General features: G+C 61.5%; 13 protein-coding genes and 1 pseudogene. 5 read left to right on the top strand and 9 right to left on the bottom strand.

The genetic code is table 11. The annotated features are described in order from the left end of the window. Positions 1-123 precede the first annotated feature (123 nt). The 8 genes from KJQ96_RS14110 to KJQ96_RS14145 all read right to left on the bottom strand — a co-directional run bounded on the left by KJQ96_RS14110 (position 124) and on the right by KJQ96_RS14145 (position 7,037). The gene (locus KJQ96_RS14110; protein WP_213287194.1) at positions 124-981 is read right to left on the bottom strand and encodes a CoA ester lyase; all 858 of its coding nucleotides are present in this window, start codon (positions 979-981) and stop codon (positions 124-126) included. A 4-nt stretch (positions 982-985) separates the two neighbouring features. Then, positions 986-1,441: a MaoC family dehydratase gene (locus KJQ96_RS14115; RefSeq protein ID WP_028350125.1), complete on the bottom strand. Its 456-nt coding sequence runs from the start codon at positions 1,439-1,441 to the stop codon at positions 986-988. Beyond that, on the bottom strand, positions 1,441-2,217 hold the full coding sequence (locus KJQ96_RS14120; protein WP_213287195.1) for an enoyl-CoA hydratase/isomerase family protein: 777 nt from the start codon (positions 2,215-2,217) through the stop codon (positions 1,441-1,443). Before KJQ96_RS14120 ends, KJQ96_RS14115 begins: the two co-directional genes overlap by 1 nt. Positions 2,218-2,286: 69 nt before the next feature. Further along, positions 2,287-3,003, bottom strand: a complete 717-nt coding sequence (locus KJQ96_RS14125; RefSeq protein WP_213287196.1) for an ABC transporter ATP-binding protein — start codon at positions 3,001-3,003, stop codon at positions 2,287-2,289. Next, positions 3,000-3,758, bottom strand: coding sequence for an ABC transporter ATP-binding protein (locus KJQ96_RS14130; RefSeq protein ID WP_213287197.1), 759 nt, complete (start codon positions 3,756-3,758; stop codon positions 3,000-3,002). Before KJQ96_RS14130 ends, KJQ96_RS14125 begins: the two co-directional genes overlap by 4 nt. A 2-nt stretch (positions 3,759-3,760) precedes the next feature. Continuing rightward, the gene (locus KJQ96_RS14135; protein ID WP_213287198.1) at positions 3,761-4,783 is read right to left on the bottom strand and encodes a branched-chain amino acid ABC transporter permease; all 1,023 of its coding nucleotides are present in this window, start codon (positions 4,781-4,783) and stop codon (positions 3,761-3,763) included. After that, positions 4,780-5,682, bottom strand: a complete 903-nt coding sequence (locus tag KJQ96_RS14140; RefSeq protein WP_213287199.1) for a branched-chain amino acid ABC transporter permease — start codon at positions 5,680-5,682, stop codon at positions 4,780-4,782. The genes KJQ96_RS14135 and KJQ96_RS14140 overlap by 4 nt, the downstream gene beginning before the upstream one ends. 95 nt (positions 5,683-5,777) lie before the next feature. Then, complete coding sequence (locus KJQ96_RS14145; RefSeq protein ID WP_213287200.1) at positions 5,778-7,037, bottom strand: ABC transporter substrate-binding protein; 1,260 nt, start codon at positions 7,035-7,037, stop codon at positions 5,778-5,780. Between the two features lie 169 nt (positions 7,038-7,206). Between KJQ96_RS14145 and KJQ96_RS14150 the strand changes: the two genes are divergently transcribed. From KJQ96_RS14150 to KJQ96_RS14170, 5 genes are all read left to right on the top strand, one after another. Next, positions 7,207-8,703, top strand: a complete 1,497-nt coding sequence (locus KJQ96_RS14150) for an AMP-binding protein (protein WP_213287201.1) — start codon at positions 7,207-7,209, stop codon at positions 8,701-8,703. Beyond that, positions 8,700-9,350 carry a TetR/AcrR family transcriptional regulator gene (locus tag KJQ96_RS14155; RefSeq protein WP_213287202.1) on the top strand — a complete coding sequence of 217 codons (651 nt, stop codon included), beginning with the start codon at positions 8,700-8,702 and terminating at the stop codon, positions 9,348-9,350. The genes KJQ96_RS14150 and KJQ96_RS14155 overlap by 4 nt, the downstream gene beginning before the upstream one ends. Further along, positions 9,347-10,120 (top strand): SDR family NAD(P)-dependent oxidoreductase, encoded by a 774-nt coding sequence (locus KJQ96_RS14160; RefSeq protein ID WP_213287203.1) that lies wholly within the window; start codon positions 9,347-9,349, stop codon positions 10,118-10,120. Before KJQ96_RS14155 ends, KJQ96_RS14160 begins: the two co-directional genes overlap by 4 nt. Positions 10,121-10,134: 14 nt before the next feature. Continuing rightward, positions 10,135-12,045 carry an NAD(P)/FAD-dependent oxidoreductase gene (locus KJQ96_RS14165; RefSeq protein ID WP_213287204.1) on the top strand — a complete coding sequence of 637 codons (1,911 nt, stop codon included), beginning with the start codon at positions 10,135-10,137 and terminating at the stop codon, positions 12,043-12,045. 539 nt (positions 12,046-12,584) lie between these two features. Then, positions 12,585-13,214 (top strand): 2-hydroxychromene-2-carboxylate isomerase, encoded by a 630-nt coding sequence (locus tag KJQ96_RS14170; protein WP_213287205.1) that lies wholly within the window; start codon positions 12,585-12,587, stop codon positions 13,212-13,214. A gap of 156 nt (positions 13,215-13,370) precedes the next feature. On the opposite strand, the pseudogene KJQ96_RS14175 reads toward KJQ96_RS14170, so the two are convergent. Further along, positions 13,371-14,524, bottom strand: a pseudogene (locus KJQ96_RS14175) (epoxide hydrolase family protein). Positions 14,525-14,659 lie beyond the last annotated feature (135 nt).

Below are 14,659 nucleotides of genomic sequence, written 5' to 3' on the forward strand. Positions count from 1 at the left end.
CGAATCGGGCGAGGTTGTAAAAAACACCAATTCGCCCAATGCGACTAGGTCCGAAAACAGGATGCCGATATGCGCTGAGGGCGCGATGGCAACACTTTGTTAAGGATGGTGCAGATGAGCGCGCTATCGTCCTCGCAGCGCCAAAATCTTCTCCGCGGCGCGCAGATGCGGCTTGTCAATCATCTTGCCGTCAATCTTCACGACACCTGACGTCGGATTGTCGTTGAACGCTTTGACGACCTTCTCCGACCAGGCGATTTCCTCATCCGTCGGCATGAAGGCGGCATTGACGACATCGACGTGCTTGGGATGGATCACCGCCTTGGCAAGGAACCCGTCCTGTCGGGCGGCAATGGATTCCTCCCTGAGCGCGTCGAGATCGTTGATGTCGGTGGCGATGGTATCGATGGCGACGACGCCGGCTGCGGCCGCGCTGATCAGGCAGAGATCGCGCGCCAGCAGGAACGGACCATGAAAGCGGCCGGCGGTCCGGTTACGCGACGCGCCGAGCGACGCGGCGAGATCCTCGGCGCCCCACATCATGCCCCACAGCCGCGGGCTCATGTTCTCGAAATCGAGCAGCTTGAGCACCGCCCTCGCCGTCTCCGTCGCTACGGTGACGATCCTCGTCGATTCCTGTTCAATCTCGGCGGCGGCCTCGAAGGCATCGAGATACAGCGAAAGACGGTTCACGTCGGCAGCGCCGGCGCATTTCGGCAGCACGATGCCATCAGGTCGGCCCGGCATGACCGCGGCGAGGTCGCCAAGCGTCAAGTCGGTATCGAGCGCGTTGACGCGGACATACATCTTCTGGTCCGGTTTCCGGGCGGCAAGCATCTCGCGCACGATCCGCCGCGCGCCGACTTTCTCATCCGGCGCAATCGAGTCCTCGAGGTCGAGGATCAGCGCGTCAGCCGCGGTCTTTTTGGCGCTCTCGAACTTGCGCAGGCTGTCGCCGGGAACGAACAGGAACGATCGCATCGGTTTACGCCTTCGGTTTACAATGCATCAGGCCGGTCCGGCGGCAGCTCGCCACCACCTCGCCACGCTGATTGGTCATGGTGTGCTCAAACTCGACAATGCCCTGGTTCGGCCGCGACTTGCTCTCGCGCTTGGAAATGATCTTGGTGTGCGCCCTGAGCGTATCGCCATGGAATACCGGTTTCGGAAATTTCACATCGGTCATGCCGAGATTGCCGATCGTGGTGCCGAGTGTCGTATCGTAGACACTCATGCCGATCATGATCCCGAGCGTATAGAGGCTGTTGAACAGCCGCTGGCCGAATTCGGTATTCTCGGCGAAATGCGCGTCAATATGCAGCGGCTGCGGGTTCATGGTCAGGAGACTGAACAGCGTGTTGTCCATCTCGGTCACCGTGCGGCTGAACTCATGATGGAATTCGCGGCCGACCTCGAACTCCTCGAAATACAATCCAGCCATCAGCGCCCCCTGTAGTTCGGCGTTCGCTTCTCGACGAACGCATTCAAGCCTTCCTGACAGTCCTCCGTCGTTGCAACGAGTGCAAAGCTCTCGGCGGCATTTTCGACCGAACGACGGAAATCGGCGTCGACCGCCCGCATGAAAGCATCGCGCCCGATCTTCATGACGATGGGTGATTTGGCAGCAAGCTTGCGCGCGATCTCCCGCGCCCGATCCAGCGCGGTTCCCTTCGGAACGACCTCACTCAGCAACCCCATGCGAAAGGCAGTTGCGGCATCGAAAGGCTCGCCGAGAAACAGCGGCCCAAAAGCCTGATGCTTGCCAACCAGCCGCGGCAGTTGCACGAAATGGATCGCCGGGATCAGGCCGACATCGATTTCGGGATAGCCGAAGGTACAGCCTTCGCCGGCGATGATCATATCGCAGGTGATCGCGATCGTCATGCCGCCGGCGCGAACCGCGCCGTCGACTGCAGCAATCGTCGGCTTACCCATGCGATATTGGATATCGTTGAGCGCAAAATACAGCCGTTCGAGAAACTTCTTGATCTCGATTCCGGGCTTGCCGCGAACAATGTCCAGATCGAGCCCGGCGCAAAACACCTTGTGCGCACTGCCGATAATGACGGCGCGCACCGCCTCGTCGTCCCTGGCCTTCGCCAACGCTGCCAGCAGCGCATCGATCAGGTCCATGCTGAGCGCATTGACCGGCGGGCGATCCAGCATGATCTCGGCAATATTGCTAGATACGGAATAACGAACCAGATCGGTACTCATGCCGTGCCTCCCTTGGCCTGGCGCACCGCGCCGGCCTCGACCAGATCGTCGATAGTGCTAGGCCGAAAGCTACAGCGCGAGATAGCGCTGCCGAATATTGTCGTTGGCTTTCAGCTCTTCGATTCCAGATGTGTAGACGATCTGGCCCTTGTCGATAACCGTCGCGTGGCTCGCAAGGCCAAGGCAAAAATGCATGTTCTGCTCGGCGATCAGCACGGTGGCTCCGGTGCCGCGGAGCTGTCGCAAGAGTTCGCCGATCCGCTGCACGATGATCGGCGCCAGCCCCTCGCTCGGCTCGTCCAGCAGCAGCAATGCGGGATTGCCCATCAGCGTGCGCGCGATCGCCAGCATCTGCTGTTCGCCGCCGGACAGCCTTCCCGCGATCCGATGCCGCAGCGGCTCCAGCAGTGGAAACACGTCATGGATGCGCCGGATCGGCCAATCGTCCTCGCCATTGGGTCCCTTCTTGGCCCCGATCACCAGATTGTCCTCGACCGTATGTTCGGGAAAGATCTGGCGATCCTCCGGCACGAAGCCGAGGCCGGCGCGCGCGATGTGATGCGGCTTCAGCCCGGAGACAACCCTGCCTTGCAAGGTGACCGTGCCGCGGCGGGCCGGCGCGAGCCCCATGATGGCCTTCATGGTGGTCGATTTTCCGGCGCCGTTGCGGCCGAGCAGGGCCATCGTCTCGCCCTGCCGCACCGACAGCCCGACGCCGAACAATATCTGGCTGGTGCCGTAATAGACGTCGAGGTCCTCGACCTGCACGACCGGCTGCGCACTCATACAGTGATCCCCGCATGGTGTTCGGTGCCGAGATAGGCCTCGATCACCGCCTCATTCCGGCGGATCGCATCCGGTTTGCCGGTTGCAAGAATGCGGCCGTAGCAGAGCACGACGATCTCGGGCGCGATCTTGAACACGATATCCATGTCGTGCTCGATGAACACCACCGTGATCTTCTGCGTCTCCCAGAGATCCCTCACCTTCTCGATCATCCGCCAGCGTTCTTCGGTACCCATGCCGGCGGTTGGCTCGTCGAGCAGCAGCACCTTCGGATCGAGTACCAGCGCGAGTGCGATATCGAGCAGCTTCTGGTCGCCATGCGATAGCGTCGCCGCAGTCCGATTTCGCTTGCTGGCCAGTCCCAGCAATTCCATCGCATTCTCGGCGCGGTCGCGAGTCTCCGCCAGCGGGAAGCGCCGGTGCAGGACGCTGGCTTTGCGCTGATCGGCACACACCGCCGCCAGCATCGTCTCCTGCACCGTCAGCGATGGGAAGATGCTCGCGACCTGGAACGCGCGGCCGATGCCGTGGCGAACGATCTCAGGTGGCGTGCGCCCGGCCAAGTCGAGACCGTTGAGCAATATCTGGCCGGCGTCGGGCGTCAGCGCGCCGGTGATCAGGTTGAAGAACGTGCTCTTGCCGGCTCCGTTGGGGCCGATCACGGCGGTGAGCGAACCATCTGTGAAATCCAGCGTCACATTATCTGTCGCCTTGACGCCGCCGAATGACTTGGAAAGGGAGCGGATCTCCAGCATGGCTAGCCGCGCTCCCCGGCACCGTTACGGCGTTGCGCGTACCATTCGACGACGAAATCCATCAGGCCCTTCCGCAGGCCGATCGCAAAGAACAGGATCACGATCCCCAGCACGAGGCCGTGATAATCGGTCAGGCGGGTGACGGTGTCGTTGAGGATCAGGAGCAGCACGGTGCCGACCATCGGCCCGAGGAATGTGGTCACGCCGCCAAGCATGTTGATGAAAATGCCCTCGCCCGAAATGGTCCAATAGGCGAATTCCGGATAGGCCCCGGAGACGAATAGCGCCATGATGATCCCGCCGGTCGAGGCGAACAGCGCCGCGAGCACAAAGATCGTCAGTTTGGCACGCCAGACATCGATGCCGATGAAGCTCGCACGCGTTGCGTTGTCGCGGATCATGCGCAGCGTGTAGCCGAACGGCGACTGCGCGATCTGATGCATCAAGAACAGCCCAATCACCAGCAATGCGCAGCTCGCGACATAGAGATGCAATTGGTTCGACAGATCAATGCCCAAAAATGGCGGTCGCGGAATGCCGCCGCGCAATCCCTGATCGCCGCCGGTCAGCGAGACCCAGGACAGGATTGTCGAGTGGATCAGCATCTGGAACGCCAGTGTGACGAAGGCGAAATAGATTTCCTTCAGCCGGACGCAGATGGCACCAATGACGAGAGCGACGACAAGCGTGATCGCCAGCGTTGCAACGAAAGCCGCCGGGACGGGGACACCGGTCTTCTGCATCATCAACCCGAAGCCGTAGGCGCCGAGGCCGAAGAACATGCCGTGACCAAACGAAATCAGGCCGGTGTAACCGACCAGAAGGTTGAGCGACGTCGCGAACAGCCCGTAGGCGGCGCAGCGGATCACGAAGTCGAGCAGCAATTTGCTGCTGAAGACCGTCGGCAACAGCGCCAGCACGACAAAGACCGCAAGCGCGATCAGGGCATCCCGATTGCGCCGCGTCTTTGCTTCACGGGGGACCTCGAGCGCCTGCGCGCCCTGCTCGGCCTGCAATTCGGTCATGCGACCTCCTTGCCGAACAGGCCGGTCGGCCGCGACACCAGCACGATCACCATGAACAGATACATCAGCCCTTCGGTAAACAGCGGAAAGCCGAGCGAACCGAACGAGCGGATCATGCCGATCAAGAGCGCACCGATCAACGCGCCGAGGATCGAGCCCATGCCACCGATCACGGTGACGATGAAGGATTCGATCAAGACCGAGAATCCCATGCCCGGCGTCAGCGAACGCACCGGCGCCGCAAGTGCGCCGGCAAGTCCCGCCAGCATGCCGCCAAGCGCGAACACGCCGCCATAAATGAGCCCGGTGTTGATGCCGAGCGCGGATACCATGCCAGGGTTATGGGCGGCCGCCCGGATTACCTTGCCGATCCTGGTGCGGGCAAGGCCGAGCCCGAGGATCATGGCGGCCGTGAGCGCAACACCTATCAAGAGCAGATAATATGGTGGCACCACCCCGCCGGCGATGAACAGCGGCACCACCTGGAACGCCGCCGGCATGCCCATCGATTTGAATTCAGGGCCCCAGATCATCCGCACCACGTCATCAAAGATCAGCACGAAGGCATAGCAGACGAGAAGCTGCATCAACACGTCAGCGCCGTAGACCCGGCTCATGAAGACGCGTTCGAAGATCAGACCGAGGATGGCGGTACCGGCCGCACCACACAGCATCGCCAGCGCAAAACTGCCGGAGAACTGATAGGCCGTCATCGCGAAATAGGCGCCGAACATATAGAAGGCGCCGTGGCTGAAGTTGACGACCTTGAGTACGCCGAAGATCAGCGTCAGCCCGACAGCGACGAGAAACAGCAACATGCCGATGATGAAGCCGCTGGTGGTTTGCGTCACCAGACAGGCGGAGCTGGCGAGACAGCCGGTAAGCGCGTCGAGGTCCAAGGGAACACATCCATTCCAGCGCGCCGGAACAGCACGCGAAGATCATTCGGCGGCGAGCGGGCGGCAGCTTGCGCCACCTCCGCCGTCGCGGTCAATCAGGCGTAGCCCTTGCTCTTCTTCCACTCGGCTTCGAGTTCGAAGATCGTCTTCCAGTCGCCCGCTTGAACTTGCGGCACGTAGGGCTCCTGCGGGATCGTGGTTCCCCAGCCGATCGCATAGCCGACCAGCGTCTGGTCCTCGGCGCGCATCGTGACGGTGCCGTCGGCGCCGAACGGCGACTTGATCTTCAGGCCGCGGAGCGCCTCCGCAATCTTCTTGCCGTCGGCCGAATTCGCCTTCTTGGACGCCTCCGCGAGCAGCATGATCGCGGTCGCATTCTCCCAGGACCAGTTAGTAGGATATTCGTTGTATTTTGCCTTATAGGCGTCGCCCCACGCGGCGTTCTCCGGGGTTGCAGGATATGTCTTGATGTAACGGTTACCGGAGTGAATGCCCTTCGGTAGGTTCTTCACCACAGTCAGCGCGGTGTAGTCGGCCATGTTGACTGCGAACACTTCCATCTGGCTGAACAGCGCGTAAATGTTGGCCTGGTCGATGTAGGACGTGAGGTCGCCGCCCCACAGGCAGGAATACAGCGCCTGCGGCTTGGCCTGCAGGATCTTTGTCACGACCTCGGTGTAATCAGGCTGGAATAGCTTTGGCCAGGACTCGCTGATGATCTCGATGTCGGGCGCGAAGCGCTTTAGATACGTCACGTATTCGCCGGTGGTGTCGCGGCCATAGGCGTAATCGGGCGAACAGGTCGCCCATTTCTTCAGCCCCTTGGCCTTGGCGATCGTCGCAGCGTAGCTGCCGCCGACGATCGAATCGTGCACACCCTGGCGCGCGGTACGGAAGGCGTTCGGAATGTGCTGCTTGGGATCGGCGGTCAGCGCGGAAGTTTCCGAATTGGTGTGAAGACAGAGCACGCCCAGATCGCGCGCCACCTCGTGCACGGCGAACGCGCCCGACGACGCTTCCGCGTCGATCAGGATTTCGCATCCGTCGGTGTTGACGAGTTCGCGCGCGACGCGGGCGGCTTCCTGTGGCTGCCCCTTTGAATCGCGGATCACCATCTCGATCTGGCGTCCAGCGAGACCGCCGGCAGCATTGACCTTCTCGACTTCCAGCATCACGCCGTTGCGCGATGAGGTGCCAAGCTGCGCCACGCGGCCGGAGAGAATGGTCGGCATGCCGACCTTGATGGTCTTGGCTTGCGCGCGCGCCACCCAGGGCGTCGCGAATGATACGGCACCGGCGCCCATCATCGCCAACGTCGCACGTCGGCTTACGCCCGGTTTGCGGGTTCTCGTCATTGCTTCCTCCCTGTGGGGTTGGCGTTCCCAATCCCTGCCGGAGATCGTGACGCCTCCGTATGAGCAGAGGATTTCAGAGCGAGGGGGGTGACGTCAAGCCAAATATGAATTACGAGTCAGAATTCATATATCAGGAAGGCCAGACCGAAAGCGGCGTTTCGAGCGGCAAATGATCAACCTTTCGAGCTTCATCGCTTTTCACGCCCGGCGGACGCCAGAACGCTGTGCGCTGAAATACCGCGGCGAGGATGTCTCCTACGCCGCGTTCGATGACCGCATCCGGCGGGTTGGCGGCTGGCTCGCCGCGCGCGGGATCGGCCCCGGCGACATCGTCGCGGTGCTGATGCAAAACAGCACGGCTTTTCTCGAACTGGCATTTGCGACCAGCCACATCGGCGCGGTGTTTCTGCCGATCAACTATCGCCTGTCCACAGATGAAGTCGGTTACATCGTCGCCAATTCCGGTGCGCGCATCCTGATTGCGGACGAAGAACTCGCAAGGTTTGCCGCCGGCGGCGCACCGGTGGTGCTGCTCGATCCGTCAGCGCAATCCACGGTCACACGGCTTGCGCCCGATATCGCGCCTGCCCCAATGCAGGTCCGGCAGCCGCGCGACCTGATGCGGCTGATGTACACGTCAGGCACCACCGACCGCCCCAAAGGCGTGATGCTCACTTACGAGAACATGTACTGGAAGTCGGCCGATCAGACGCTGGCTCTGGGATTAAGCGCGAAGACGCGACTGCTGGTGGTCGGTCCGCTCTATCATGTCGGCGCACTCGACCTGCCGGGTATTGCGGTGCTCTGGCATGGCGGCCTGCTTTCCATCCACCGCAACTTCGAGCCCGAGCAGGCCCTCGCCGCCATCGAAGCCGAGAAGCTCAACGCCGCCTGGTTTGCGCCGGTCATGACGACCGCGATCCTCACCTGCCCGACCCGCGACCGCTACGATGTCTCCAGCCTGCGATGGGCGATCGGCGGCGGCGAGAAAACCCCGGAAGCACGCATCAGCGCCTTCTCCGGCTACTTCAAAAATGCCCGCTACATCGACGCCTATGGGCTGACGGAGACCTGCGGCGGCGACACTTTCATGGAAGCCGGCCGCGAGATCGAAAAGATCGGTTCTACCGGCCGCGCTATTGCCCATGTCGAAATCGAAATTCGCGATGACGTCGGCAACCGGCTGCCATCAGGCCAGAACGGCGAGATCTGCCTCCGCGGCCCCAAGGTCACGCAGGGCTATTGGAACGATCCCGAGAAAACCGCGGCCGCGTTCTTCGGTGACTGGTTTCGCACCGGCGACATCGGCTATCTCGACGAAGACGGCTTCCTCTACCTGACCGACCGCAAGAAGGACATCATCATCTCCGGCGGCGAGAACATCGCCTCCTCCGAGGTGGAGCGCGTCATCTACGAGCTGCCGCAGGTGCGCGAAGTCGCCGTGATCGGCATGCTGGACGAGCACTGGGGCGAGAAGCCGGTTGCGGTCGTGGTGCTCACGGATGGCGCAACGCTGGAATTGCCTGATCTCATCGAACATTGCCGCACGCGCCTCGCCAGCTTCAAGGTACCGAAACAACTCATCGTCCGCGATCATCTGCCGCGCAATCCTTCGGGCAAGGTGCTCAAGCGCGTACTGCGCACCGAACTGGAAACTCACGCATGACGCGATCATCGCAAGCCGCATCGGGTAAGGTCACGAAGTTGAACCGCGTCGAGCGCAACGCCTGGACCAAGCGCAGATTATTCGACGCCGCCACCAAGATCGTCGGCAAGTACGGTTACGCCGAAGCCTCCGTCGCCCGCATCACCGAGGCGGCCGGCGTGGCCCAAGGCACGTTCTACAATCATTTCGAAAACCGCCAGGAACTGCTCGATCAATTGCTGCCGAAGATCGGCATCGACATGGTTCACTTCATCCGCGAGCGCACAGGCACCGCAGATGCCGCGAGGCAGGAGATCGAGCGCTTCAGCGCCTTCTTCGAGTTCATCCGCGAGGTGCCGGAGTTCCTGCGCATCCTCAACGAGGCCGAGTATTTCGCACCGGCCGGCTACCAGAAGCATCTCGATAATATCGCGACCGCCTATGTACGCATTCTCAAGCGCGCCCGCACGGCCGGCGCCATCGTTGATTTCAGCGACGAGGAGTTCGAAGCCATCGTTCACATGTTCATGGGCGCGCGCGGCTACCTGAGCCGGCGATACTCATACACCGGCGGCGCGGTAACGGCCGCGCCCGACCATGTGATCTCCGCCTACCGAAAGCTGGTCACGCGCGGGCTGTTCACTCCGGATAAGGGGCAACAGCCATGACCGCTGAAGGCATCGTTCTCGTCACCGGCGGCTGCCGCGGCATTGGCGCCGCGACCGCAACGCTTCTCGCCGCACAGGGCCAAAAGGTCGTTATTGTCGATATTGCGCCCGAACCGCTCGCGGACACACAAACCATCCTGTGGCCCGCGCCCTTCGATGTCGCGAGCGAAAGCGCCGTTGTCAGCGGCATCGCCGATATCGAGACCGCGCACGGCCCAATCATCGGGCTGGTCAACGCCGCCGGCGTGTTCGGCAAGATGCACAAAATCGAACGCGTGCGGATGGAACAATGGGACCGCGAGGTCAATATCGATCTGCGCGGTACGTTTCTGGTGGCCCGCTGCGTCGGCGTGAAGATGGCCGAGCGCCGGCGCGGCGCGATCGTCAACGTTGCCTCCGTTGCCGGCATGACCTCAGGCCCGATCCACGCCTACACGGCCGCAAAGGCCGGTGTCATCCAGATCACGCAGACGCTGGCGGCCGAATGGGGACGCAGTGGCGTCCGTGTCAACGCGGTCTCGCCCGGCTTCACCCGCACCGCGGCGCTGGAAGCCGGCATCGCTTCGGGCGCATTGAACAAGAAATGGCTCGAAAGCCCGACCGCGATGAACCGGCTGGTCGAGCCGATCGAGGTGGCGCAGGCCATCGCTTGGCTGCTGTCGCCGCTGAGCAGCGGCGTCACCGGAATCAACCTTCCCGTCGATGCCGGCTATATCGCCGGCACCACTTGGGCCGCCTATGGCGGCTTGCCGGAAGCACCAGGCGCGTAAACGAGGACTCCAGCATGAATGTCGAGCTGCCGCGCAAGAAACTCGATCTGTCATCGGCCATCGCCGAGGGCGATATCCGCGTCCTACTGATGGTGCTGGTGCACATGACCGGCGATGCGTGCTGGCTGGAACCGCCTTACAGGCCGAAGCGCGACGTCCGCCTGATTCCGGATCCGCACGCCGGTCTGCCTCCGGAAATCCAGGACGAGATCCGCGCGGCCGTCTTGAAGCTGTTCGCAAGCGGTGAACCGAAGCCCGTCATCACCGATCCCGGCAATGAATTGATGCTGAAGATGATGCGGGCGACGCTGGGCGAAGACGTGGCACCTGAATATGCGCCGCTAATGCGCGAAGAAATGGGCTTCATCCCCCGGGAGGCGCGCTGGACCAAACCGCCATCGGATGAAAAGTTGGCGCAGCAGCATGTGCTGATCGTCGGCGCCGGTGTCTGCGCCATTGCGCTCGGCGTCGCCCTTGGCCGCCTCGGCATCCCCTACACCATCGTCGAGAAGAACGACGAACTCGGCGGCACCTGGTATGTCAATCGCTATCCCGGCTGCGGCGTCGACACGCCCAATCACTCGTACTCGTATTCATTCGGCCCGCGTAATCCGTGGACGCGCTATTTCGCCCAGCGCCAGGAATTGCTCGACTACCTCAGGAAGGTTGCGCTCGAATACGACATCCGAAAGCATCTCCGGCTCAACACGGAGCTGATATCGTCGCGCTGGGACGAGCGCAAGCGACGCTGGATATCGACGTTGAGGACCGCCAATGGCGAAGAGATCTTCGAATCGACCACGCTGGTCAGTGCGATCGGTCAGCTCAACGACCCCCACCCTGCGCACTTCAAGGGCGAGGAAGATTTCAAGGGGGTGATGCTGCACTCCGCCCTATGGTCCGACGACATCAAGCTCGACGGCAAGCGTGTCGCCGTCATCGGCACCGGCGCTACTGCCATGCAACTGGTGCCGTCGATCGCCGACCGTGTGGCATCGGTCACCGTTTATCAGCGTACCGCGCAATGGGCACGCCCGGTGGCGGGCTATTCCGATCCCATCACCGAGGGCGCGCGATGGCTGCTCGCGCACCTTCCGTTTTATGTGCAGTGGTATCGCTTCAATATGTTCTGGCGATATGGCGACGGCCTGCTGCCGTTCCTACGCAAGGACCCCGACTGGCCGCATCCCGAGCGCGCCGTCAACAAAGGCAATGACCGGCATCGCGAGGAGCTCACCAATTTCATCCTCTCGGAGTTGAAGGACCGCCCCGATCTGATCGAGAAATGCGTGCCGACCTATCCGCCTTATGGCAAGCGCATCCTGCTCGACAATAACTGGTTCAAGACGCTGACAAGGCCGAATGTCGAACTGGTCACCGACAGGATCGACCATTTCGCGCGCGACGGCATCGTCGCCTCCGACGGCAAGTTGCGGCCCGCAGACATCATCGTCATTTCCACCGGCTTCAAGGTCACCGAAATGGCGGCTCGCCTCAACATCACAGGGCGCGATGGAAAAAATCTGAAGGCAGCCTGGGCCAACGACAATCCTACCGCTTATCTCGGGCTCACCGTGCCGGACTTTCCAAATCTTTTCGTGATGCTCGGCCCCAATTCAGGTCCCGCACATGGCGGCAGCGTGATCTTCCAGTCGGAGTGCCAGAGCCGCTACATCTCGGCCTGCCTCGTCGAGATGATCGAGCAAGGCATCGCTGCGATCGACGTTCATCCGGAAGCGTACGATGCGTACATTGAGAAAGTGGATGAAGAGCACGAGCAGTTGATCTGGACGCATCCCGGGATGACGACCTATTACCGCAACAAGCAAGGTAGAGTTTTTTCGGCGATGCCATGGCGTTTCGTGGACTACTGGGCGATGACCCACGATCCTGATTTACACGATTACCGCCACACCAAGGCCTGACATCCAGTGCCCGCGGGAACCCGGAGGATGTGTTACTTGACACCTGCCTTCATCTGCCGCAGCATTTAGCACGCTGCACCTGTAGGACTCGCGGAGCATTGGGCTCCCCGCTCCGCAGGCATTGGCGTTTCGGTTAGATGATCGAGACGACACGCAGCGGAAGCGGACGTATCGTCCGTTGGCCAACTCTTGGAGAGGAGCATGACGCCACCGGATCAGACCGGTGACCTTGCTCAGCGCAAGGTCCAGGTGCGGTTGAGGTCATAAACAGCTGCCAGCCTCAATGCACCTTCAACAATTCAAAACTATCCGCGGGACTGGAGCGCAAAGGCCACGCGCAAGCCGGATCCTGAGAACATACTGGTGTCTACCAGAAATCCTTCGCCTATAACGAAGATGTAGGGCCCCGCGATGCTCTTATGCACCGGGGCCCATTCGTTTTGGCGGGGCTCATTCATTTGAAATGTCAAAAACCGCGTCGCATGGTTCCATGCTCTATTCGGATCGGAGATACTGATCCGATGGGACAGGGCAACGCCATGGATAGATCGCGCGTCCGCATCTACACCGACTACAAGAGCCCTTACGCGTTCGTCGCCAACAAGCGGCTGTTCGAGCTCGAGGAGATTTACGGCGTCGAACTCGAATGGCTGCCCTACACGCTGCGCATCCCGGAATTCATGGGTACGGTGGAGGAGCGCACACCGCATTTTTGGCGCAAGGTGCGCTACGCCTATATGGACGCGCGCCGCTACGCCAATGCGCAGGGCCTTATCATGAAGGGTCCGCGGCGCATCTATGACGCCTTCTATGCCAGCGCCGGCATGCTGTTCGCCCAGCGCCACGGCTTGTTCCGCTCCTATCATGACACGGTGTTCCGCCGGTTCTGGAGTCATGATCTCGAGATCGACGAGCTCTCCGATATTTCCGGCGTGATCGCCTCGCTCGGCGGGTCGGCAGAAGAATTCGAAGCTTATGTGCACGGCCCGGCGCGAGCAGAACACGCCCGCATCATCGAGGAGGCTGAAGCGCTCGGTGTGTTCGGCGTGCCGACCATGGTCTTCAATGGCGAATTGTTCTGGGGCGGCGATCGCATCGACATGCTGATCGAGCGCATCCGGAATCCGGAATCGATTGCAGCGGCGCTCGGCAGTCATCACCGGACGTGAGATCGCAGACATAGCGAACAGTGCTTGTCCATCATCCTGATTCGCCGATAGCGCAGCAGCGCGCAGCTTGATGGCGTAGGGCGACGCGGTCGAGCCGATCAGCCGGTAGCGTCTTTCGGTCATGGCAGTCACCTCATGGCACGTGCCTGATAACGCCTATGCCGAGGCCTTTCGCAACGTTCGGAAGAAATCGCGCATCTCCCGTACGAACAGCTCCGGCTGCTCGAAAGCCGCGAAGTGACCGCCCTTCGGCATTTCGCTCCAGTGCTGGATATTCGTGTAGCTCGCTTCCATCCACTTTCGTACCGGCGTGACGATCTCCTTGGGAAAGACGGCAATACCGGTCGGCACGGTTACCCTGTAAGCCGCGCGGCGCTTCGCGCCAAAGCTTTCCCAGTACAAGCGCGCCGAAGAAGCGGCGGTAGCGGTCACCCAATAGAGCATGACATTGTCGAGCAACTCGTCGCGGCCGAGGATATTTTCGGGATGCCCCTCGCAATCGGTCCACGCCCAGAACTTTTCCAGGATCCACGCCGCCTGCCCGCTCGGCGAATCCGTCAGGGCGTAAGCTAGAGTTTGCGGCCGGGTCGATTGCTGTTTGGAATAGCCGGAATCCCAGTCAGCGTAGTGTTTGATGCCCTCGAGCGCTCGCGCTTCTTCGGGCGTCGGCTGCCCCTCCACGTTAGGCCGCGCGCCCATCGCGAGGGTGATGTGGATGCCGGCGCAATGTTCTGGGTCTTGCGCGCCGAGCGCGGTGCTAATCGCTGATCCCAATCGCCACCCTGCGCCCCGTATCTCGCATAGCCGAGGCGATTCATCAGCACGGCCCAGCTCGATGCAATACGGTCGACGCCCCAGCCGGTCATTTTCGGCTTCTCTGAAAATCCGAAGCCGGGCAGCGACGGGCAAACGACGTGAAACGCATCGGCAGCGTTGCCGCCATGCGCGGCCGGATCGCTCAACGGTTCGATCACCTTGTTAAACTCGACCACCGAGCCCGGCCAGCCGTACGTGATGAGCAGCGGCATTGCGTCCGGATGCGGCGATCGTACGTGCAGGAAATGAATGTCGAGCCCGTCGATCTCGGTGGTGAACTGCGCAAAGCGATTGAGGCGCGCCTCGCGCTCACGCCAATCGTACTCTTCAACCCAGTAACGGCAGGATGTCCTTGATCCATTTCAGCGGCGTGCCCTGGCTCCAGTCGTCGACCAGCTCGCCTCCGGCCAGCGGGTGTTGCGCAGCCGCGATTTGACGTCATTGAGGACATCGTCGCCGATCGAGATGCGATAGGGCTTGATTTCGGCGCTCATGAAGGCCTTTTCAGATGGATCAGGTGTCACGCTCTCTAAGCTGATGCTACCCGAAATAAGCGAGGTCGTGAGCGATTGCCTTTTGCGTCCGCAATCATGATTCCGCAGGGCAGAAGACCATTCTCGGGGAAATAT

The sequence above is a fragment of the Bradyrhizobium sp. sGM-13 genome (assembly GCF_018398875.1).
In the GTDB taxonomy this organism is placed as follows: domain Bacteria; phylum Pseudomonadota; class Alphaproteobacteria; order Rhizobiales; family Xanthobacteraceae; genus Bradyrhizobium.

Bases quoted from the DNA above. Each gene is read 5' to 3' on its own strand.
- KJQ96_RS14150 (WP_213287201.1), top strand. From the start codon at position 7,207: ATGATCAACCTTTCGAGCTTCATCGCTTTTCACGCCCGGCGGACGCCA.
- KJQ96_RS14130 (WP_213287197.1), bottom strand. From the start codon at position 3,758: ATGCTGGAGATCCGCTCCCTTTCCAAGTCATTCGGCGGCGTCAAGGCG.
- KJQ96_RS14155 (WP_213287202.1), top strand. From the start codon at position 8,700: ATGACGCGATCATCGCAAGCCGCATCGGGTAAGGTCACGAAGTTGAAC.
- KJQ96_RS14170 (WP_213287205.1), top strand. From the start codon at position 12,585: ATGGATAGATCGCGCGTCCGCATCTACACCGACTACAAGAGCCCTTAC.
- KJQ96_RS14115 (WP_028350125.1), bottom strand. From the start codon at position 1,441: ATGGCTGGATTGTATTTCGAGGAGTTCGAGGTCGGCCGCGAATTCCAT.
- KJQ96_RS14165 (WP_213287204.1), top strand. From the start codon at position 10,135: ATGAATGTCGAGCTGCCGCGCAAGAAACTCGATCTGTCATCGGCCATC.
- KJQ96_RS14125 (WP_213287196.1), bottom strand. From the start codon at position 3,003: ATGAGTGCGCAGCCGGTCGTGCAGGTCGAGGACCTCGACGTCTATTAC.
- KJQ96_RS14160 (WP_213287203.1), top strand. From the start codon at position 9,347: ATGACCGCTGAAGGCATCGTTCTCGTCACCGGCGGCTGCCGCGGCATT.
- KJQ96_RS14110 (WP_213287194.1), bottom strand. From the start codon at position 981: ATGCGATCGTTCCTGTTCGTTCCCGGCGACAGCCTGCGCAAGTTCGAG.
- KJQ96_RS14120 (WP_213287195.1), bottom strand. From the start codon at position 2,217: ATGAGTACCGATCTGGTTCGTTATTCCGTATCTAGCAATATTGCCGAG.
- KJQ96_RS14145 (WP_213287200.1), bottom strand. From the start codon at position 7,037: ATGACGAGAACCCGCAAACCGGGCGTAAGCCGACGTGCGACGTTGGCG.
- KJQ96_RS14135 (WP_213287198.1), bottom strand. From the start codon at position 4,783: ATGACCGAATTGCAGGCCGAGCAGGGCGCGCAGGCGCTCGAGGTCCCC.